We start from the raw sequence: 19,210 nt of genomic DNA, 5'->3' as shown, positions 1-19,210 counted from the left end.
CAAGAGCGTCTTGAACCAGGTTGACCGCAGCAGGACAAAAGCCATGCACGCCGCAGAGACCAGTAAGTACTGGCGCCATCCCTGCTTCCCTGATCTTGGCCTGTTCAAGGCGCGCTTCACGCAGCACCGCTACGAACTGCACACGCATCCTACCTATGTGATCGCGCTGATTACGTCTGGCTGCGAACGCATTTGCATCGGCCGCCAAAGCGTTGTCGCTCCGGCAGGCACCATTGCCGTTGTCAATCCCGAGGAGTGGCATGACGGCGAACAGGGTGCGGATGAAGGCTGGGCTTACCGAACCTTTTATCCCTCGGTGCCGCTGATGACGGCGATCGCCCGCGAGTTGGGCGGGAATGGCGCTCCGGTCTTCTCACGCGCGATCATCGAAGACGGCCATCTCGCCGCGGCCTTGGCGGCAGCGCATGAAGGCTCGACGTCCCAGGACGCGACGCAGGCCGAGGCGTCCCTGCTCGTCGCGTTGAGGCGCCTCATTGTTCGGCATGGCGATTGGAGCGGGCGAACCGAAGGGGTCGAAAGCTCGGGATCGCGACAGCGGTTCTCGCTCTACCAGGACCTTGTCGAAAGCCAACTTGGCTCGCAGCTCGACCTGCAGCGGCTTGCCGACGCCGCGTGTGTCACCCGGTTCCAGGTTATCCGCGATTTCAAGAAGGCGATTGGCCTGACGCCCGCGCACTACATCCGCGACCGGAGATTGCGTCGCGCCAGCTCCTTGATCGAACAGGGGCTTGGCCTCGCCGATGCAGCCATTGCTGCGGGTTTTGCCGACCAGAGCCATCTTTCCCGCACGTTCCGGGCGACGCGCGGCATGACGCCAGGCATGTTCAGGAGAGCAGGCTAGGCGCTCCTGAACAGCCACGCTTGCGTGCGAATGCTCGCCGCGTAATGCTGACGCAACTCGGGGGGAATCATGCAAAAAATCTTGGCATCTGCGCTGCTGCTAACGGCAGCCCTGTCCGCAACCGCCGCGCACGCGCTGGACGCCAGCGGCACCCCGGTTGTCGTGACCCCGCTTGCCTCGCGTACCGAGACGGCGTCCGGCCAGCCGATCACGCTGCCGCAGAAGAACGTTCAGGTGCTGGTTTCGTCCTATGAGATCGCACCGGGCGCGACGTTACCGGTCCACAAGCACCCGTTCCCCCGCTATGCCTATGTCGAGGGTGGAACGCTTCAGGTCACCAATGTCGAGACCGGCAAGAGCACCACGTACAAGTCAGGCGATTTCATCATCGAAATGATCGGGCAGTGGCATCAGGCCACCAATGTCGGTGCAGATCCGGTCAAGCTGCTGGTCATCGACCAGATCGAAGAAGGCACCAAGAACACGGTGTTGCGCCAGTAGCTGCCACTTCTGAACACAGCGTCCGTGGCGGACCGCTCAGAGGCGTCAGAGGTCAGAACGTGAACCCCTCCGGCAAATTGTGAGTCCAATACCCTTCCTCGACGAGTTCGCTGATGCGCCAGCCCTCAGGCGTGCGCACGACATGGTCGCGATACCAGAGCCCCTGGAAGAAGACCTGCCTTTTGCCTTCGCCGAGGTCGACCACCATTGGGCATGAACAATGCACGCGCGCGCTTGCCTCATCTGCTCGGACCTCAAGAAGAATTGTCGAAATGGCATGCTGCGAGATCAATATTTTCGACAGGGCGCCCTTCATGAAAGCAACATGTTCATCCACGCCGCTTCTGATCCCGCCCGTTACAGTGTCGTCAAGCACGGCATCGGGCGTGAATACGTTCCGATAGGCTTCCCAGTCGCGATCGTCCACGGCGTAGCAATAGCGAACAAGCAGCTGTTCGATTTCAAGCCGATCCGAAATCTCCTGCAGTGAAAGAATCATGTCTTGCCTCCGCGATTGGCGGCACTAATGCCGCATGCGCCAAGCTACCCCGACATGTCGATCAATATTCACGTCGATGATGCTCCTAGCAACCCGCACGACCGGGCATGCGCAAATCGGAATGCTCACTTAGCCCCTGCATTCATCCGGTCCGCGGCGGCGGTCAGCACGGCGCGGTCGCCCTCCTCGTATAAGCGATGGATGGAGATGGCGCTGACCCGCCAGCCTTCTGGTGTCCGCACCAGCCGGTGGAGATAGCTGGCGCCGACCGTCCAGAACCGACTGTCGATCCAGTGTGTCGCGCGAACATGGCTGCGCGCGATCGCGTCGTTGCCCGCGCCTTCGACAACGATGTTGGTGATGAGGTGCTGCGTAGCGTCGAACCCCGGCAGCAGACCTTGCCACTGAGCGACCAGCGCGTCGCGGTCGCTGGTCGCGGCTTCGCCGCCGAAAAGACTGGTATAGTCGGTCGTGACACGAGCCGCGAAATAGGATCTGACCCGGTTCCATTCGCGCAAATCGGCATAGAGCCCGATTCCCGCCACGGCCTCGCCGATGGCGGTCCTGTCTTCGACCGTCAGCGCAGCCGTGGGCTGCGACGCGCTCAAAGCGGGTGAAGCGGCAAGCGTCGCGGCGAAGACTGCCGAGACGACATGCCGGCGGCTGACGCAGCTCATTGTCCCACCTCCCCAGCATTGCCCAGCCCCGCATCGCCCAGCGTGGTGCGGAAGTGGGCAGCGACGGCGTCGCTCGCGGCTTTCACCGGCGCGGCACGGTCGTAGAAATCGAACTGGCTGACGTTGTCGAGCCACAGCTCTTGCTTGGAGCTGGTCAGCCGCGCGTAGAATTTGTGCGCACCCTGCGGGATGGCAGCCGCCTCGCTATGCACCATCAGAAAGGGCTGGCGCAGGCGCGGAGCAGCCTGGATCGCGTCGAACGCCAGCCAGCCGCGCCAGAAGGCCGGATCGGCCTCGTTGCGCCAGGCCGGGATCATCCCGCGACCGGGCTCGGTGTAATAAGGTACCTTGAACATGATCGCCCGCTCATCGGTCAGGCTCGCGGCGGGCAGGAATGCCTGCTTGCCGGTGCTGCGATGCGCGGCCTCGGCCGCATCGCCGACAGCTTCGAGCTGCGCGACGCCGTCCTTGCCGCCATAGGTCTGTTCGACCACGTCGGCGTCGTGCAGCCAGGGTGCGACGAGAGCGACCGACTTGATCGCCGCATTTTTGGCGGCGGCAGTGACCATGTAGCCGGAGCTGGCGCAAATGCCGAGCCCGCCGATGCGGCCCTTGTCGGTCTCGGGCCGGGTCGCGAGATAGGCGACCGCCGCCTCGATATCGGCAATCTTGGCGCTGGGATCCTCGTATTGGCGACGTGCGCCGCCGCTTTCGCCCCAACCGCGAAAATCGAAGGTCAAGGCGACGAAGCCGCGGTCAGCCATCTCGCGGGCGTAGCGGGCCGGCATCTGTTCCTTCACCGTCATCCAGGCGCCGGTCACGACCAGCGCGGGCCGAGGTTTCGCCGGGTCGATATCCTCAGGCAGATAAAGGTCGCCGACGATCTGCTCACCTTGCGAAGCGAACGTGACGCCCTCGATGCGCGGTGCGGCGGCGGCAGTGGAGGCGAGCGCGACGGCGGTTGCCGCGGCTAGCGTCAGGGTTCTCAGCATCGCAAGTCTCCTTTGGTTTGGAGCGAGAAAGCGCGGCAAGTTGAGGAAAGCCAACGTCTCAGCGATCATCCGTCAGTCGGCCAGGCAGTGGCTTCAGCGGGTAGTGCGCCCAGTAGAAGGCGTCCGACTGGTACATGTCGGTCAAAAAATTCTGTGCTTCAGTAATCTTGCCATCCTTGATCCGAAACATCAGGGCGTAGAGCTGGTCGATCTCGGGAGCTGAGCCGACGTTCGACCAGCCGCGGTGGATGTCTACGACGAGATCGCCCTGCGCCTGGAAGAAGATCGGCTCGGCCTTGAACTTGCCGTCGGCCAGGCCGCGGAAAAAGGCGACCACCTCCTCCGGCCCGCGCTTGTCGCCGGCGAGCGGATGATGGCCGGGAATGCGCCACACGATGTCGGGCGCGAGGAAGGTCCGTACGGCCTCCGGGTTCCCGGTCGCGTAAGCCGCGTAATAGTCCTTGATCAGCTGGATGTTGCGGTCTTCCTGCGGACCGCTGTTGGCGGGGGCGGCGGACACCGACAGGAGAACGCCGGCGGCGAGCGAAGCGAGCCTGATCATTGGTCCTGTCTCCTTGAATTTTCAAGCCGTCGCAGCAGCGATACCGTTGGATCCACTATGAGGCTTTTGGTTGACCGGAAAAATCCGTATAGTTCGACAAGCCTATTTGGAATATCCTCACAATGCGCCTCGACCAGTTCAGCGGCATCGTCGCCTTCGTGAAGGTCGCGCAGGTCAAGAGCTTCACCCGCGCCGCCGCCGAACTCGGCGTCGCTCCGGCCTCGCTGAGCGAGGCCGTCAAAGGGCTCGAGGAGCGTCTGGGGGTGCGGCTCCTCAACCGCACGACCCGCAGCGTCGGCTTGACCGAAGCCGGTGCCCACTACCTCGACCATGTACGTCCGGCGGCCGAAGAGATCTGGGCGGCAGGCGCGGCGCTGCGCGAGACCCGCGATCGCCCCGCCGGCACGCTGCGGCTGAGTCTGCCCTGGATTGCCGCGCCGCTGCTGATCGAGCCGCTGATGGGGCCGTTCATGGACGCTTACCCGGACGTGCGGCTTAGCCTGACCTTCGACGACAATTTCGTCGATATCGCCGCTCAGGGTTTCGATGCTGGCTTGCGGATCGGCGAGCTTCTCGAGAAGGATATGATTGGTGCGCGTCTGGGCGGGCCGCTGCAGACGGTCGTGTTGGGCAGCCCGGATTATCTGGCACGCAACGGCACGCCCACGCGACCCACCGACCTCTCCGCCCATCGCTGCATCGCCTTCGCCTTCACCCGCACCCGCGCCATCTCGCCCTGGGAGTTCGTCGTCGATGGACGCCAGGTCGAGTTCACGCCCGACGCACGTCTGGTCGTGAACACGCTTCCGCTCTGCATCACGGCCGCCGCGCAAGGGCTTGGCCTCGCCTTCGCCGTCGAAGGCCTCGCTGCGCCGCTTCTCGCCTCAGGCGCGCTGGTCAAGGTACTGGAGCCCTTCTGTCCCACCTACGAACCGCTCCACCTCTATTATCCCAGCCGCCGCCTCGTCCCGCCGAAGCTGCGGGCCTTCATCGATTTCGTGCGCGCGAACGCTCACAATTTGCGGATCTGATGCGCCGCTGCGGCCAAGCAGCGGCTGAGCCAGCAATTCCAGCTTTCGTGGCAGTAGACCCAATGCTAGGGCAGGATCAGCCGAATTGACCAATGGATCCCCTGTGACCGAAATCGACCGCCCTCGCCTGCCGCTGATCGAAATCTGCGTCGAAGGCATAGACGGCCTGCTCGCCGCCCAGGCCGCCGGTGCCGACCGGGTCGAGCTGTGCGCCAGCCTGATCGAAGGCGGCATCACGCCAAGCTTCGGCACCGTGCGCGCCGCCCTCGAACTGGCGACGATCCCGTTCCATGTCATCGTGCGGCCGCGCGGCGGCGATTTTCTCTACAGCGAGGCCGACTACAGCTCGATGCTCGCCGATGTCGGCGCGCTGCGCGAGCTTGGCGTGGCTGGTGTCGTCGTCGGCTGCCTGAACGCCGACGGCACCATCGATGAAAAGCGCATGAGCGAATTGGTGCAGGCGGCAGGACCCTTGAACGTCACCTGCCACCGCGCCTTCGACATGACGCGCGACCCAGCTGAAGCGCTGGAAGCGCTGATCCGCAGCAAGGTTGGCCGCGTGCTGACCAGCGGCCAGCGCGACACCGCATTGGAAGGCGTGACCCTGTTGGCGGACCTCGTCCGGCAGGCCGGGAAGCGCATCATCATCCTCGGCTGCGGCGGGCTCGACCCCGGGAATATCGCTGAGGTGCGGGAAAGAGCCGGGCTGACCGAAATGCATTTCGCCGCACTCAAGGACGTGCCGAGCGCCATGCGCTACCGCAATCCCCAAGTTGGGATGGGCGGCGCCGACCTCGACCGCGAGTACCGCAACACGGTGACCGACGAAGCGCTGGTGGCGGCGACGATTGCGGCAGCGAGAACATGATCATCGACACACCCTCGCAGATCGACCGGGTCTCGCCGGCGCAGGAGCCGGCCGTCCTTGCCCTCAACAACGAGCACGCGGCCGAGTTGTCGTGGCTTGAGCCGGAACGCCTGTCCTTCCTGCTCGGCGAAGCGTTTTATGCGCGCCGCATCGGTGCGCTCGAAGCGTTCATCATGACTTTCGACCAGGACGCAAGCTACGACAGCCCTAACTTCCTCTGGTTCCGCGAGCGCTATCCGCGCTTCGTCTATGTCGACCGTGTCGTCGTCGCAGGCCACGCGCGTGGCCGCGGCCATGCCCGCAGGCTCTATGAGGATCTGTTCGACCATGTTTCGCGCGCCGGCCAGACCATCGTCACTTGCGAGGTGAATGCCGACCCGCCCAATCCGGCTTCGGATGCCTTTCACGCAGCGCTCGGCTTCGTCGAGGTCGGCGACGCGATTATCTACGGCGGCAAGAAGGCAGTGCGCTACTATACCAGACAGATCACCGGCTGAGCCGACAGTTCTACCAGTTGCGGTTCAGCCAGGCGCGGGCCGGCTTTTCGACGATGTAGTAGCTGCACAAGGCGCAAGCGAACGCCCCGGCCAGCATCAGCAGCGGCGCGCTGCCCTGCGCATAGACGAACTTGTAGAACGGCTGCTGCCACAGATAGAGCGAATACGACCACAGCCCCAGCGTCGCCATGGGCCAGGAGGACAGGAATCCGGTCAGGTACCGAGTGCTGAAATCGAGCGAATTGACGGCGAGCGCCAACAGCGGCACCGCAACCAGATAGTGGATTGGCGTTGGCACCGTGTCCATGAACAGAAGGACCGCGCCGACGGACGCTGCAACGGCGACATGCGGCCCTTTGAACAAGGCCGGCAGCCTGTCGTCGGCCTTGAGCAGGCATATGACCGCCGACAGCAGGATCGAGGCGATGTGCACATCGGTCCGCCAATAGGTGGTTTCGTAGTCCATTCCGAAGACCCAGTACGAAATCGCGCCGTTCGCCATGGCCAGCACCGACAGCGCGCTGAGCAACATGACGACGCGGGCACGTCCCGAAACGACAAAGCTGATCAGCGCCAGGATGACATAGGCGTGTTCTTCGACGCACAGCGACCAGATATGGTCAAGGGCGCCAGCGCGGCTGACGAGAATCCCAGCATAATTGTAGGTGAATGTCAGCGCCGTCAGCGCCGCCTTCCACTTGAAGGCGAGAAATGTACCGGACAAGGCAACCATCGAAGCGATGACGAAAACCAGCAGTGCCGGATAGATGCGAGAGAACCGGCGCTTGAAGAACGCCTTGAGCGGATAGTGTTCGACAAAGAGTATCTCGGCCATCAGCCGGCCGCTGAGCACAAAGAAGAACTCGACGCCCATGACACCGAGGTTGATTCCGGGAATGGGAAAGAAATGGCCGATCAGCACCAGTGCGATCGACAGGCCGCGCCATCCGTCGAGATAGGCCAGCCTTGTTCTCGACGCTGTGTCGGCGGCGGGTCGGGACACGACAAGCTGCGTCGCGGAGATATCCGTCATGCCGGTCCCTTCGCATTGAACGATGCGAAAGGGCTGCAGGCTATGACTGTGCGCTCCGAGCCCCGGCTCGCATTTCCTCCAGGCATATTGCAGTGCAATAGAGCGTTGTGCAAGTGCGAGACGGCAACACACCGGCATGTCTTGCCGTCAGGCGCGAGGGCAACGAAAAAGGGGCCGCGAAGGCCCCTTCCCAATGACTGGCAATCCCAAGACCCGGCAATCGGTATCTTCAGGCGTTGGCGGCAGCCACGGCGCGCTTGGCCATCACAACGATCAGATTGGCCCGGTAATCGGCCGAGGCGTGGATGTCGCTCATCAGATTATTCGCCGGCACTTTCATCCCGCTGAGGGCAGCGGCGTCGAAATTCGAGGCAAGTGCCGCCTCGATTTCCTTCGAACGGAACACGCCGTCGTCGCCGGCTCCGGTGACGGCGACACGGACCCCCTCCGCTCCCTTGGCCACGAACACACCGACAATCGCGTAGCGCGATGCCGGATTGCGGAATTTTTCATAGGCCGCCTTGGATGGCGCAGTGAAGGTCACCGCGGTGACGATCTCGCCGTCCTCCAGCGCCGTCTCGAACAGGCCCTTGAAGAATGTGGCAGCGGCGATCTCGCGCTTATTGGTGACGATTTTGGCGTCGAGTGCAAGAAGTGCCGCCGGATAGTCGGCCGCCGGGTCGTTGTTGGCGATCGAGCCGCCGATCGTGCCTCTGTAGCGCACCGCTGGATCGCCGATCAGAGAAGCCATGTGGGCCAAAGCCGGACAGGCGCTCTTCAGTTTCTCGTCGCGGGCGACGTCGTAATGCGTGGTGCCGGCGCCGATGGTGATCGTGCTGCCCGATACCTCGATGCCTTTCAATTCCCCGATATGCGAAAGGTCGACGAGATCGGACGGTGCGGCAAGCCGCGTCTTCATCGCCGGGATCAGCGTCATGCCGCCCGACAGCAGCTTCGCATCGCCGCTCTCGAGCAGCTTGACGGCATCGGCGACCGAGGCGGCGCGGTGATAGTTGACTGCGTACATTTGTCTTTCTCCCTTCGGGGAAAGAGCGAATAGGGAAATAGCGAATAGCGAATAGGGCCTACCCCTTCGCACGCTCTTTGTTTCCTATTCGCTACTCCCTATTCGCTATTTGCTTATCAGTGTTTCGTCGCCCGGATCGCTGCCCAGACCGTGGACGGCGATGCCGGCATGGCGATATCAGTTATACCGATGGCGTCGGTGATGGCGTTGATCACCGCCGGCGGTGAGCCGATGGCGCCGGCCTCACCGCAACCCTTGATGCCGAGCGGATTGCCCGGGCACGGCGTGTTCGAGGTCGAGACCACGAACGATGGGAGATCGTCGGCGCGCGGCATGCTGTAATCCATATAGCTGGCCGTCAGCAGCTGGCCGCTGGCGTCGTAGTTGGCGCCTTCCAGCAAGGCCTGGCCGATGCCTTGCGCGATGCCGCCATGCACCTGGCCTTCGACGATCATCGGGTTGATAATGTTGCCGAAATCGTCGGCGGCGACGAATTGGACGATCTCGGTCACGCCGGTCTCCGGATCGATCTCTACCTCGCAGACGTAGCAGCCGGCCGGGAAGGTAAAGTTCGACGGGTCGTAGAAGGAGGTCTCCTTCAGCCCCGGCTCCATACCGCCGGGCAAATTATGAGCGGTGTAGGCGGCAAGCGCCATCTGGAACCATGGCACGCTTTTGTCGGTGCCGGTGACCTTCAAGGCACCGTCTTCGATGACGATGTCGCCCTCGTCGGCTTCGAGCAGATGCGCGGCGATCTTCTTGGCCTTGGCCTCGACCTTATCCAGCGCCTTGGCGACGGCCGACATGCCGACGGCGCCCGAGCGCGAACCATAGGTGCCCATACCCATCTGCACCTTGTCGGTATCGCCATGGACGATCGAGACACTGTCTATCGGCACGCCGAAGCGCTGGTTGACCAGCTGCGCAAAAGTGGTCTCATGGCCCTGGCCGTGGCTGTGCGAGCCGGTCAGCACCTCGATGGTGCCGGCGGCATTGACGCGCACCTCGGCACTTTCCCAAAGGCCGACACCCGCTCCAAGACTGCCCACCGCCGCCGACGGCGCCAGGCCGCAGGCCTCGATGTAATTGCTCAAGCCGATACCACGCAGCTTGCCTTTCTTGGCGGCGTCGGCCTTGCGCTGGGGAAAGCCGGCATAATCGGCAGCCGCCATCGCCGCGTCGAGCGAAGCGGCGTAATCGCCGGCGTCATAGTTCATGATGACCGGCGTCTGGTGCGGGAACGATGTGATGAAGTTCTTTCGGCGAAGCTCCGCCGGCGATACGCCCAATTCGCGTGCGGCGGTCTCGATCGTGCGCTCGAGCAGATAGGTGGCCTCCGGCCGCCCTGCCCCGCGATAGGCGTCGACCGGTGCGGTGTTGGTATAGACGGCGCGCACATTGGCGTGGATCGCTGGAATATCGTACTGGCCCGACAACAGCGTCGCGTAGAGATAGGTCGGCACACACGACGAAAACAGCGACATGTAGGCGCCGAGATTGGCGATGGTGTCGACCTTCAGCCCGGTGATCCTGTTGTTTTTGTCGAAGGCCATCTCCACCGTCGAGACATGGTCGCGGCCGTGGGCATCGGTGAGAAAGCTCTCGGTGCGGTCGGCGACCCATTTGACCGGCACGCCGGTCTTCTTCGAGGCCCACAGACAGATGATTTCTTCCGGATAGATGTAGATCTTCGAGCCGAAGCCGCCGCCGACATCCGGCGCGATGACGCGCAGCTTGTTTTCGGGCGCGACATTGTAGAAGGCGCTCATCACCAGGCGCGCGAGATGCGGGTTCTGCGAGGTCGTCCAGCAGGTATAATGGTCCTCGGCCTTGTCGTAATAGCCAAGTGCCGCGCGCGGCTCCATCGCGTTGGGCACCAGCCGGTTGTTGACGATCTTCATGCGGGTGATGTGGGCAGCGGCCTTGATTGCCGCGTTGGTCGCTGTGCTGTCGCCGAGCTCCCAGTCGAAAATCAGATTGCCGTCGGCTTCCGGATGGATCTGTGGCGCACTCCTTTCGAGCGCCTTCGGAGCATCGACGACTGCCTTCAGTTCCTCGTAGGCGATGTCGACCGCTTCGGCCGCGTCGCGCGCCTGGCCCTTGGTTTCGGCAACCACGACGACCACCGCGTCGCCGACATAGCGGACCCTGTCGAAGGCCAGCGGCGACCACGCCCCCATCTTCATCGGCGAACCGTCCTTGGAATGGATCATCCAGCCGCAGATGAGATTGCCGATGCCGTCTGCCTTGAGTTCCTTGCCGGTCAGCACGCCGATGACGCCCGGCATGGCCTGTGCCTTGCTAACGTCGATGGTCTTGATCTGCGCATGCGCATGCGGGCTGCGCACGAAGGCCGCATGCTTCATGCCGGGAACCACCATGTCGTCGACATAGCGCCCAGCGCCGGTAATGAACCGCTTGTCTTCCTTGCGCGCCACGCGAGCGCCAATACCTTCAATGCCCATCGCAGAAATTCCTCCCAAAATGTAAGGGAGTAGGTGAGTAGGGCAGTAAGGGAGTAGGAAAATTGGCTCCTAAATCCCTACTGCCTTATTGCCCTACTGCCTACTGCCTTATGCCGCTTTCCTGGCCCCGCCCTTGGACATCGTCTCCGATGCGGCGAGGATCGCTTTCACGATGTTGTGGTAGCCGGTGCAGCGGCAGATATTGCCTTCGAGCTCGGCCCGCACGGTGGCCTCGTCGAGGCCTTCCGGGTGACGGTTGACCATGTCGGTCGCCGCCATGATCATGCCCGGCGTGCAGAAACCGCATTGCAGCCCATGATGCTCCTTGAACGCTGCCTGCATCGGATGCAGGTCGGCGCCATCAGCCAAGCCTTCGATCGTCATCACGGTCGATCCGGAGGCCTGAACCGCAAGCATCGTGCAGGACTTGACCGCCTTGCCGTCGACATGGACCACACAGGCGCCGCACTGCGAGGTGTCGCAGCCGACATGCGTCCCGGTGAGGCCGAGATTCTCCCTCAAAAAATGAACCAGAAGCGTACGGTCTTCGGCAGCGCCGCTGACCCGCTTTCCGTTCACCGTCAACGATATTTCCGACATGAAACCTCCCTGGGTGCTACCTTGGTCGTTCTGGCGTCGGTGGTGCCCGAGCCCTCCATCTGTCCGCTATTCTTATACCGCATAAAGCAAGGGAAAAGTGCCGCGGAATGCCGAGATTGCGAGAATGCAGTTCGTCCCAGAATCCGCATATTGTACTTTCGGTCACGCAAAGGCAGGCAAACGGCGCAACCAAGCGAAAACTTCGATCGCCGTGTGCAGCCGCCTCCGAGCCATGAGCGGCTGGTTCTGGCCACGCCAGTTTCAGCCGATGCCGTGCTTTCTGAGAACTTCCCGCTCGTCGCCTGATATCCACCCGAATACTTTCGGCTCGCCGTCCAGCTTCTGCACGAGGTAGTGGACGTCGAAATCTATCGTGACGTCCGGTCGGTCTTTGCGGGCATAGACCGACGTCCAGGCGACATGGGCAACGCAATGATGCTCGTCTATCGGCGAGATGCGAACGTCCCGTATCCGCATCTCCTTCGTGCCGATCGCTCTATAGTGAGCATAGCCTTGTTCCATAACCTGCTTGAGCTGGTCGTCGTTCTTCCCGACCATGACGCCGGCAGGCGACGCCGCAATGAAGGCGGAGGTATAGACCGATACCACCTCATCCATGTCGGCATCGCCGGCGAGGGATTTCCGGAAAAGCTGCTCGTACCTTTCAAACAGCTTCCTGACCTGGGCTTCCATGGATCACGCTCCCTTCAGTGTAGTTCTGGCCAGTGTAGTTCTGGCCAGCGTGGTTTTGGATTTGACGTTTCTGGGTGCTGATGCCGCCAAAAATAGCAGAAACTTGAAATCCGTCATGTTGGCTCATTGCCAAAGCGGCACTTGAAGACAACAATGAGTTCGACGCCGGCGCGCTAGACGCGCACAAAAAGAGCGTCGGAGGAAAGTTAGGAGGAAGCCGCTGGCCAGTTCACGGACGCGCTATGCATGCGGCCTGTCGGCGCTCACCACGGATGAGCCCGACGCCAATGCGTTCACCCAGGCGATCGCGGCCGAAGCCGCAGCCATCGATGCCGGCTTCGCCCTGCTCTTTTTCTCCCAGAGCCTGGTCGATGCTGCGGCCCTGTCGGACGCGCTGAAGGTAAACGCGCCGGGATTAGCCTATGCCGGCTGCTCCACCGCCGGCGAAATCACGCCGCGCGGTCTGGAGGACGGCCAGGTTCTCGCCCTGCTGCTTCCGTCTGCATCGTTTTCGGTCGCAAGCACCATGGTCGACAGTCTCGCTTCGTCGAGCATGGACAGGATCACCGATGAAGTCGGGTCGCTGCGGCGCTCGCTGCAGAGCCGCGTCGGGTACGAACGGACCAACACCACCTTCGCGCTCTGCTTCATCGACGGACTGTCCTATGCCGAGGAAGCGGTGACCTCCGCCATTCATTGGGGCCTCGACGATATTCCGCTGATCGGCGGTTCGGCGGGCGACGATCTGAAATTCGAGACGACGCGGCTGATCTCGAACGGCAAGGTAGCCTCCGACAGCGCCATTATCGTGCTGATCACCACTGAAATTCCTTTCCACGTGTTCAAGACCGACAATTTCGTTCCCACCGACGAGAAGCTGGTGGTGACGGCATCCGATCCGGACCACCGCATCGTGCGCGAATTCAATGCCACCAATGCCGCCGAGGAATATGCCGCCTCGGTCGGCGTCATTCCGCAGATGCTGACGCCACTGAGTTTCGCCTCGCACCCGGTGGTGGTGAAAGTGGGCGGCGAATTTTATTGCCGCTCGATTCAGAAGATGCACGCGGACGGCTCGCTGTCGTTCTTCTGCGCCATTGACGATGGTGTCGTCCTTTCCATCGCCCAGCCCAAGAACATGGTTGAATCGACACGTGCCGCCCTTAGGGATGTCGAGGAAAGGCTTGGCGGCATCGACATGATCCTCGGTTTCGACTGCGTGCTGCGCAGGCTCGACGCGCGCAACCGGCAGGTCTTTCGCGAGATTTCGGAACTCTACAAGGTAAACAACGTCATCGGCTTCGGCACCTATGGCGAACAGTACCGGTCGATGCATCTGAACCAGACTTTCACCGGCATAGCCTTCGGAGAGCGGCAGGCGGCGGAGTAGGAGGGTTTATGCCGCTCAGGGACATCAACGACCTGGAGAAGCTGAAGAAGATCAACGCAGCCCTTGTCAGCCGTGTCGAGCGGTCGATGGAACAGCAGGGCAACGCGTTCTCACTGTTCCAGACCGCGATCTCGCTCGAAAATCGAGTGCGCACGCGCACCGAGGAACTGCATTCGACCTTGCGCCGGCTTGAACAGTCGAACATCGATCTGAGCGCGGCCAAGGAAAACGCCGAACTGGCGAACCTGTCCAAGACCAGGTTCCTGGCAGCCGCCAGCCACGACGTTCTGCAGCCGCTCAACGCCGCGCATCTCTCCGTCTCGGCGCTGGCCGAGGTCCAGACCAGCGACGAAGGCAAGAAACTGGTCCGGCAGGTCGAGCGGTCGCTGGAGACGATGGAGGATCTGCTCCGCACCCTGCTCGACATTTCCAAGCTCGACGCCGGCGTCGTGCAGCCCGATATCGGCGACGTCAGCCTGGAGACGCTGTTTTCGTCGCTGCGTTCGGATTTTCAGCCGATCGCGAAGATGAAGGGCCTGACGCTGAAGTTTCGGCCTGTCAACGCCGTCGTGCGCTCCGACCGCACCTTGCTGCGCCGCATCCTGCAGAACATCCTTTCCAACGCGCTGCGCTATACCCGCTCCGGCGGCGTGCTGGTTGGCACCAGGCATCGCGGCGATACGATCCGTATCGATGTCGCCGATACCGGCTGCGGCATTCCCGACGACCAGCGCGAGGCGGTGTTCGAGGAATTCCACCGCGGCACAATTCCGACCGATGCCGGGCTTGCCGGCGGCGGGCTGGGACTAGGCCTGGCCATCGTGCGCCGTATCGCTGCCGCACTCGGCCATCCCGTGACGTTTTCGTCAAAGGTCGGTCACGGCACGATCTTCCATATCGACGTTCCGGTCGGGATCGGCGCCACAGCCGATGCAATTGCCAGCACCGCCGAGATGGAGCGGCCGCGCGGCTATGGGCTGTTCGGCACAAAGGTGCTGCTGGTCGAGAACGACGTCGAGGTGCTGCAGGCGATGACATCCCTGCTCGAGCGCTGGCAATGCCTGGTGCGCCCCGCCACCTCGACCGATGCTGCGCTCGACATGCTTGGCGATACGGACTGGGTGCCGGACATCGTCATAGCCGATCAGCATCTCGACGGCGGTGATCTCGGCACCACGACGATTGCCGAGGTCCGCGATTATCTCAGCCGCGCCGTGCCGGCGCTGATCGTCACCGCCGACGGTTCGGAGACCGTTGCCAAAGCCGCCCGCGCCGCCGGCATCGAGCTGATGCGCAAGCCGCTAAAACCGGCACAACTGCGCGCGCTGCTGGCGCATTTGCTGGCTTGATCCCCCAAAGACACCGGCAGAAGACCGCGAGCGCCAGGAAAAATGGTGCACTGTCACCGTAATTCACGGCGGGCTAATTCGACAGGTCGGACAGCGCTTACGTAGGCAGATCGCATGTTCCGGAGACTGGCTGAAAACGCCTATCACTTCGTCATCCACGGGCGGAGCAAGGAGCGTAGCGACGCAGCGCAGACCCGAGGATCCATGCCGCGATTTCCGAGCGCTGCCGCGGTGCAGAATTCAGTTCCGCTGCATTTTTCGACCCAGGTTACGGCATGGATCCCAGGGTCTCCGCGACGGAGCTTCGCTCCTGCTCCGCCCAGGGATGACGAAGCTGGGCCAAATTCCCAACGTTTGCGGTGGCCGGCACGGCAGGCGCGCTCGACGTCATCGACCGCAAGAACTCGGCTTTCGTGGTTTGTAGCGGAACGCCTGTCCGCAGCCGGCGCCGCCTAAAACCCTGCCTGGCCGCGAAACAGCTCGGCACTGTCGAGCTTCGAAACCTCGATGACGGCTTGCGTCCGGCTGTAGACGTTGAGCTTGCGCAGGATCTCGGAGACATGCGCCTTAACAGTGGTCTCGCCGACCTGCAGCTCGTAGGCGATCTGCTTGTTGAGCAAGCCCTGGCGCAGCATCTGCAGCACCCGCAATTGCTGCGGCGTCAGTTTGGCGAGGCGCTGCACCATCTCGGCGCGGTCGGTGCTCTCGGCGTCCGGCGGCTGGCCTTCATAGGTTTCGGGCACGTAGATCGCACCCTCCATCACCGAGCGGATGGCGGCGGCCAGATCGCTCTTGCGCGCCGATTTCGGGATGAAACCGGCCGCGCCATAGGACAGCGCCTCGGAAATGATCTTGGGCTCCTCATGCCCCGAAACGATAACCACCGGCAGACGCGGATAGCGGGTCCGAAGCTGCAGCAGCCCGTCGAAGCCATGCACGTCGGGCATGCTGAGGTCGAGCAGTGCGAGATCGAATGGCTTAGCATCCGCTAGAAGCTCAAATGCCTCGGTGATCGAACGCGCCTCGACAGTGTCGACGTCCGGATAGGCCATTTGCACGGCGCTGTGCAGCGCCTCGCGAAACAGCGGGTGGTCGTCGATGATCAGAAACCGGGCGCGATCGTTGACTGCGGTCATGGCATTCGTTTCAGTTCAGGCAGGATAGAATAGCCCAGCGACCATGGCCAGATTATTGGCAAATAGTACATCCATACCTTGCCCGGTCGGCCAAATCGGTCGAATGTGCGGGAATGAGCGACCTCGTCCTTCATAATTACTACCGCTCCTCCACCTCCTACCGGGTGCGGATCGCGCTGGAGATGAAGGGCCTGACCTACCAATATGTGCCGCATCATCTTCGGCACGGCGAGCATCTGGAGCCCGCCTATCTCTCGGTCAATCCGCAAGGGCTGGTGCCGGCACTGATCCTGGGCGACGGCACGCTGCTGACGCAGTCGCTGGCGATCATCGAATTTCTCGATGAGACAAGGCCCGAACCGCCGCTTTTGCCGCAGGAGGCGCTTGGCCGGGCCCGCGTCAGGATGCTGGCGCAGATGATCGCCTGCGACATCCATCCGGTGAACAATCTGCGCGTGCTGACTTCGCTGCGCACGCTGTTCGGCGCCGGCGACGAGGACGTCGTCAACTGGTTCCGGCACTGGGTGAACGAAGGCTTCCAGCCACTTGAAAAGATTCTGGCTTCCTCGCCCGAAACCGGGACATTCTGTCACGGCGACACGCCGGGGCTGGCCGACATCTGTCTGGTCGCACAAGTCACCAGCAACGCCCGTTTCGGCGTCGAGATGGCGCCCTACCCGACGATCACACGCATCCACGCCGCCTGCATGGCGCTGCCGGCCTTCCAAAAGGCGGCGCCCGAGAACCAGATCGATGCCGAATAGAGCAAGTTGGATTGAAGCATGAGGAATTGCCGATGAAAGCCGTCGTCTTCGAAAAATTCGGCGAAACGCCGACGATCCAGACCGTTCCCGATCCGGAGCCGGCACTGGACGGCGTTGTCATCAAGGTCGAGGCGACCGGGCTCTGCCGCAGCGACTGGCATGGCTGGATGGGCCATGACGACGGCATCAGCCTGCCGCACGTGCCCGGCCACGAGTTGGCCGGCGTCGTGGTGGCCGCCGGTAGCCAGGTGACCCGCTGGAAGGCCGGCGAGCGTGTCACCGTGCCGTTCGCCGTCGGCTGCGGCCACTGCTTCGAATGCAGTTCGGGCAACCATCAGGTCTGCGAGCACCAGTCCCAGCCCGGCTTCACCGCCTGGGGCTCATTCGCCGAATATGTCGCCATCGACCATGCCGACACCAATCTGGTCCGCTTGCCGGACGAGATGGAATTCGCTACCGCCGCCAGCCTCGGCTGCCGCTTCGTCACTTCGTTCCGTGCCATTGTCGACCAGGGTCGGGTGACGCCAGGCGAATGGGTGGCCGTGCATGGCTGCGGCGGCGTCGGCCTGTCGGCGATCATGATCGCCAGCGCCATGGGCGCCAACGTGATTGCCATCGACCTGACCGACGAGAAGCTGGCCTTCGCCAGCAAGATCGGCGCGGTGGCGACGATCAACGCCTCAAAGACACCGAATGTGGTCAAGGCGGTCAAACAGATCACCAATGGCGGCGCGCATATGTCGATGGACGCGCTCGGCCACTCCAGTACCTCGTTCAACTCGATCGCGAACCTGCGCCGGCGCGGCCGCCATGTGCAGGTCGGCCTGATGCTCGGCGAACATGCCAGACCGCAGATACCGATGGACAAGGTGATCGCCTTCGAGCTCGAAATCCGCGGCAGCCACGGCATGCAGGCCTACCGTTACCAGGCGATGATGGAGATGATCCGCACCGGCAAGCTGAAGCCTGAACTGCTTGTCGGCAAGCGGATCAGCCTCGACGAAGCGCCCGCGGCCTTGATGGCGATGGGCGGCTTCGAAGGCATCGGCATCGGCGTGGTGACTAGGTTCTAAAGAGCAGACTGTTCTTCGACGCCAGAAAGGCACTCCTTCACGTTGATTTTCAAGCTTCTTGCGAACACGGAAAGGCACTGTTCCACCTCTTCAGGTCATCGAGTTCAGGCGGGGCGCTCTCACTTAGTTTCGGGCGACTCAGAGCCGGTTCCAGATTGACAATTTTCGTGAATTTGCCCCCTTTGTTATGTCTCGTTCCGAAATTTTGGTGAGAGACAGCAAGATGACGCACGTTCCCTACACCGGCTCTGGTCCGTACTGCTACGCGAACTCGTTTGCGATGATGTTTGGAGCCGATGCGCCGCCCACGGCAGTCATTGAGATCGCTACAGGCAGCCCATTTGGCATGCAGCTGATCGGCGGCACGTTGCCGTTCTTCGACCCCTATGGCTGGACGCCCGAGGCAGGTTTTGACGCGGCATTGACCGCGCTCGGCTGGACGTCCTCGGTGGTTAGCGGCAGCAATGCCACAGACGCCCTCGCCCGCTTGCGGGTCTCCCTTGCGGATGGTCCGGTATGGATCGGCCCGGTCGAGATGGGACACCTGTCGCATCAACCGGGCAAGACGGGGCCGATCGGGGCGGATCATTATGTCGTCGTCCTCGATGTGGTCGACGACCGTGTTCTCATGCACGACCCCCAGGGCTATCCGTATACTTCTCTGCCGCTGTCGGACTTCGTAGCGGCCTGGCGAGCCGAGACGATCGACTACGGTACGCCCTATACGATGCGCACTGGCTTCAGTCAGTTCGCGAAAGTATCCGATATTGAAGCCATAAAGGCGTCGATCCCCACCGCCATCCAGTGGCTATCGATGTGCGGTGATCACAACATGCCAGCTGGAAGTCTCGGCAACGGCGAAGCCGCTGAAGGTCTCGCCGCGCTCATCGAAAACGGCTGTGGCGAGGAACTGCGTGGCCATCTGATCCACTTTGCGATCCGGGTTGGCGCTCGCCGTGTTGCAGATGCCGCGACCTGCTTGGCGCGAGCCGGATACACCGAAGCCTCGCGAATCGCGGCCGAACAGGCCCAGCTGATTGGCTCGACTCAGCACCCGTTGGTCGTTGGCGACGACGCGGCAGCCGCCGCTGCGCTGCGAACACTTGCGCCAACATATGACAGGTTACGGTCAACGCTGCGAACAGGCTGAGCGCGCCTAGGCGCGCTCAAGACAACGCCTCAACTGCTGCA

Annotated in this window: 20 protein-coding genes; 10 read left to right on the top strand and 10 right to left on the bottom strand. The window is 62.5% G+C overall.

Going from position 1 to position 19,210, the window contains the following annotated elements; translation table 11 throughout:
* The first annotated feature begins 43 nt into the window (after positions 1–43).
* Both ABID19_RS13285 and ABID19_RS13280 read left to right on the top strand, forming a co-directional pair.
* Positions 44–862, top strand: coding sequence for an AraC family transcriptional regulator (locus tag ABID19_RS13285; protein WP_354491075.1), 819 nt, complete (start codon positions 44–46; stop codon positions 860–862).
* A 69-nt stretch (positions 863–931) separates the two neighbouring features.
* Entirely contained in the window at positions 932–1,363 is a 432-nt protein-coding gene (locus tag ABID19_RS13280; protein WP_354491074.1) for a cupin domain-containing protein, read from the top strand.
* A gap of 52 nt (positions 1,364–1,415) precedes the next feature.
* On the opposite strand, the gene ABID19_RS13275 is transcribed toward ABID19_RS13280, so the two are convergent.
* The 4 genes from ABID19_RS13275 to ABID19_RS13260 all read right to left on the bottom strand — a co-directional run bounded on the left by ABID19_RS13275 (position 1,416) and on the right by ABID19_RS13260 (position 4,093).
* Positions 1,416–1,862, bottom strand: a complete 447-nt coding sequence (locus ABID19_RS13275) for a nuclear transport factor 2 family protein (protein WP_354491073.1) — start codon at positions 1,860–1,862, stop codon at positions 1,416–1,418.
* 125 nt (positions 1,863–1,987) lie between these two features.
* Positions 1,988–2,539, bottom strand: coding sequence for a nuclear transport factor 2 family protein (locus ABID19_RS13270; protein ID WP_354491072.1), 552 nt, complete (start codon positions 2,537–2,539; stop codon positions 1,988–1,990).
* Positions 2,536–3,531 carry an alpha/beta hydrolase gene (locus ABID19_RS13265; RefSeq protein WP_354491071.1) on the bottom strand — a complete coding sequence of 332 codons (996 nt, stop codon included), beginning with the start codon at positions 3,529–3,531 and terminating at the stop codon, positions 2,536–2,538. The genes ABID19_RS13270 and ABID19_RS13265 overlap by 4 nt, the downstream gene beginning before the upstream one ends.
* Before the next feature lie 58 nt (positions 3,532–3,589).
* On the bottom strand, positions 3,590–4,093 hold the full coding sequence (locus tag ABID19_RS13260; RefSeq protein ID WP_354491069.1) for a nuclear transport factor 2 family protein: 504 nt from the start codon (positions 4,091–4,093) through the stop codon (positions 3,590–3,592).
* Positions 4,094–4,215: 122 nt separating this feature from the next.
* On the opposite strand from ABID19_RS13260, the gene ABID19_RS13255 reads away from it, so the two are divergent.
* The 3 genes from ABID19_RS13255 to ABID19_RS13245 all read left to right on the top strand — a co-directional run bounded on the left by ABID19_RS13255 (position 4,216) and on the right by ABID19_RS13245 (position 6,489).
* Positions 4,216–5,124 (top strand): LysR family transcriptional regulator, encoded by a 909-nt coding sequence (locus ABID19_RS13255; protein WP_354491068.1) that lies wholly within the window; start codon positions 4,216–4,218, stop codon positions 5,122–5,124.
* A 103-nt stretch (positions 5,125–5,227) separates the two neighbouring features.
* The gene (locus tag ABID19_RS13250; protein WP_354491066.1) at positions 5,228–5,992 is read left to right on the top strand and encodes a copper homeostasis protein CutC; all 765 of its coding nucleotides are present in this window, start codon (positions 5,228–5,230) and stop codon (positions 5,990–5,992) included.
* Positions 5,989–6,489 (top strand): GNAT family N-acetyltransferase, encoded by a 501-nt coding sequence (locus tag ABID19_RS13245; RefSeq protein WP_354491064.1) that lies wholly within the window; start codon positions 5,989–5,991, stop codon positions 6,487–6,489. Before ABID19_RS13250 ends, ABID19_RS13245 begins: the two co-directional genes overlap by 4 nt.
* Positions 6,490–6,499: 10 nt before the next feature.
* Here the strand turns inward: ABID19_RS13245 and ABID19_RS13240 are convergent, their stop codons facing one another.
* The 5 genes from ABID19_RS13240 to ABID19_RS13220 all read right to left on the bottom strand — a co-directional run bounded on the left by ABID19_RS13240 (position 6,500) and on the right by ABID19_RS13220 (position 12,307).
* Positions 6,500–7,522, bottom strand: a complete 1,023-nt coding sequence (locus ABID19_RS13240) for an acyltransferase family protein (protein WP_354491063.1) — start codon at positions 7,520–7,522, stop codon at positions 6,500–6,502.
* A 229-nt stretch (positions 7,523–7,751) separates the two neighbouring features.
* Positions 7,752–8,549, bottom strand: a complete 798-nt coding sequence (locus tag ABID19_RS13235; RefSeq protein ID WP_354491061.1) for an FAD binding domain-containing protein — start codon at positions 8,547–8,549, stop codon at positions 7,752–7,754.
* Positions 8,550–8,665: 116 nt separating this feature from the next.
* Positions 8,666–11,014 carry a xanthine dehydrogenase family protein molybdopterin-binding subunit gene (locus ABID19_RS13230; RefSeq protein ID WP_354491060.1) on the bottom strand — a complete coding sequence of 783 codons (2,349 nt, stop codon included), beginning with the start codon at positions 11,012–11,014 and terminating at the stop codon, positions 8,666–8,668.
* Positions 11,015–11,122: 108 nt separating this feature from the next.
* Positions 11,123–11,614 carry a (2Fe-2S)-binding protein gene (locus ABID19_RS13225; RefSeq protein WP_354491059.1) on the bottom strand — a complete coding sequence of 164 codons (492 nt, stop codon included), beginning with the start codon at positions 11,612–11,614 and terminating at the stop codon, positions 11,123–11,125.
* A 261-nt stretch (positions 11,615–11,875) separates the two neighbouring features.
* Positions 11,876–12,307 carry a DUF6841 family protein gene (locus ABID19_RS13220; protein WP_354491058.1) on the bottom strand — a complete coding sequence of 144 codons (432 nt, stop codon included), beginning with the start codon at positions 12,305–12,307 and terminating at the stop codon, positions 11,876–11,878.
* A 220-nt stretch (positions 12,308–12,527) separates the two neighbouring features.
* Between ABID19_RS13220 and ABID19_RS13215 the strand changes: the two genes are divergently transcribed.
* On the top strand, positions 12,528–13,697 hold the full coding sequence (locus ABID19_RS13215) for an FIST signal transduction protein (protein ID WP_354491611.1): 1,170 nt from the start codon (positions 12,528–12,530) through the stop codon (positions 13,695–13,697).
* A gap of 8 nt (positions 13,698–13,705) precedes the next feature.
* Complete coding sequence (locus ABID19_RS13210; RefSeq protein ID WP_354491057.1) at positions 13,706–15,046, top strand: ATP-binding response regulator; 1,341 nt, start codon at positions 13,706–13,708, stop codon at positions 15,044–15,046.
* A 452-nt stretch (positions 15,047–15,498) separates the two neighbouring features.
* Here the strand turns inward: ABID19_RS13210 and ABID19_RS13205 are convergent, their stop codons facing one another.
* Entirely contained in the window at positions 15,499–16,182 is a 684-nt protein-coding gene (locus ABID19_RS13205) for a response regulator transcription factor (RefSeq protein WP_354491056.1), read from the bottom strand.
* Positions 16,183–16,295: 113 nt separating this feature from the next.
* On the opposite strand from ABID19_RS13205, the gene maiA reads away from it, so the two are divergent.
* From maiA to ABID19_RS13190, 3 genes are all read left to right on the top strand, one after another.
* A complete protein-coding gene (maiA, locus tag ABID19_RS13200) occupies positions 16,296–16,946 on the top strand; it encodes a maleylacetoacetate isomerase (RefSeq protein WP_354491055.1) in 651 nt (216 codons plus the stop codon).
* A gap of 32 nt (positions 16,947–16,978) precedes the next feature.
* Positions 16,979–18,019 (top strand): zinc-dependent alcohol dehydrogenase family protein, encoded by a 1,041-nt coding sequence (locus ABID19_RS13195; protein WP_354491054.1) that lies wholly within the window; start codon positions 16,979–16,981, stop codon positions 18,017–18,019.
* Positions 18,020–18,242: 223 nt separating this feature from the next.
* A complete protein-coding gene (locus tag ABID19_RS13190) occupies positions 18,243–19,169 on the top strand; it encodes a hypothetical protein (protein ID WP_354491052.1) in 927 nt (308 codons plus the stop codon).
* The last annotated feature ends 41 nt before the right edge of the window (positions 19,170–19,210 follow it).

Origin of the sequence: Mesorhizobium robiniae (assembly GCF_040545535.1) — a bacterium.
GTDB classification, from domain to species: domain Bacteria; phylum Pseudomonadota; class Alphaproteobacteria; order Rhizobiales; family Rhizobiaceae; genus Mesorhizobium; species Mesorhizobium robiniae.
This window is presented reverse-complemented; position numbering and strand designations above follow the sequence as displayed.

Bases quoted from the DNA above. Each gene is read 5' to 3' on its own strand.
- ABID19_RS13285 (WP_354491075.1), top strand. From the start codon at position 44: ATGCACGCCGCAGAGACCAGTAAGTACTGGCGCCATCCCTGCTTCCCT.
- maiA (WP_354491055.1), top strand. From the start codon at position 16,296: ATGAGCGACCTCGTCCTTCATAATTACTACCGCTCCTCCACCTCCTAC.
- ABID19_RS13225 (WP_354491059.1), bottom strand. From the start codon at position 11,614: ATGTCGGAAATATCGTTGACGGTGAACGGAAAGCGGGTCAGCGGCGCT.
- ABID19_RS13260 (WP_354491069.1), bottom strand. From the start codon at position 4,093: ATGATCAGGCTCGCTTCGCTCGCCGCCGGCGTTCTCCTGTCGGTGTCC.
- ABID19_RS13230 (WP_354491060.1), bottom strand. From the start codon at position 11,014: ATGGGCATTGAAGGTATTGGCGCTCGCGTGGCGCGCAAGGAAGACAAG.
- ABID19_RS13270 (WP_354491072.1), bottom strand. From the start codon at position 2,539: ATGAGCTGCGTCAGCCGCCGGCATGTCGTCTCGGCAGTCTTCGCCGCG.
- ABID19_RS13245 (WP_354491064.1), top strand. From the start codon at position 5,989: ATGATCATCGACACACCCTCGCAGATCGACCGGGTCTCGCCGGCGCAG.
- ABID19_RS13235 (WP_354491061.1), bottom strand. From the start codon at position 8,549: ATGTACGCAGTCAACTATCACCGCGCCGCCTCGGTCGCCGATGCCGTC.
- ABID19_RS13190 (WP_354491052.1), top strand. From the start codon at position 18,243: ATGACGCACGTTCCCTACACCGGCTCTGGTCCGTACTGCTACGCGAAC.
- ABID19_RS13240 (WP_354491063.1), bottom strand. From the start codon at position 7,522: ATGACGGATATCTCCGCGACGCAGCTTGTCGTGTCCCGACCCGCCGCC.
- ABID19_RS13220 (WP_354491058.1), bottom strand. From the start codon at position 12,307: ATGGAAGCCCAGGTCAGGAAGCTGTTTGAAAGGTACGAGCAGCTTTTC.
- ABID19_RS13255 (WP_354491068.1), top strand. From the start codon at position 4,216: ATGCGCCTCGACCAGTTCAGCGGCATCGTCGCCTTCGTGAAGGTCGCG.
- ABID19_RS13280 (WP_354491074.1), top strand. From the start codon at position 932: ATGCAAAAAATCTTGGCATCTGCGCTGCTGCTAACGGCAGCCCTGTCC.
- ABID19_RS13195 (WP_354491054.1), top strand. From the start codon at position 16,979: ATGAAAGCCGTCGTCTTCGAAAAATTCGGCGAAACGCCGACGATCCAG.
- ABID19_RS13210 (WP_354491057.1), top strand. From the start codon at position 13,706: ATGCCGCTCAGGGACATCAACGACCTGGAGAAGCTGAAGAAGATCAAC.
- ABID19_RS13275 (WP_354491073.1), bottom strand. From the start codon at position 1,862: ATGATTCTTTCACTGCAGGAGATTTCGGATCGGCTTGAAATCGAACAG.
- ABID19_RS13265 (WP_354491071.1), bottom strand. From the start codon at position 3,531: ATGCTGAGAACCCTGACGCTAGCCGCGGCAACCGCCGTCGCGCTCGCC.
- ABID19_RS13205 (WP_354491056.1), bottom strand. From the start codon at position 16,182: ATGACCGCAGTCAACGATCGCGCCCGGTTTCTGATCATCGACGACCAC.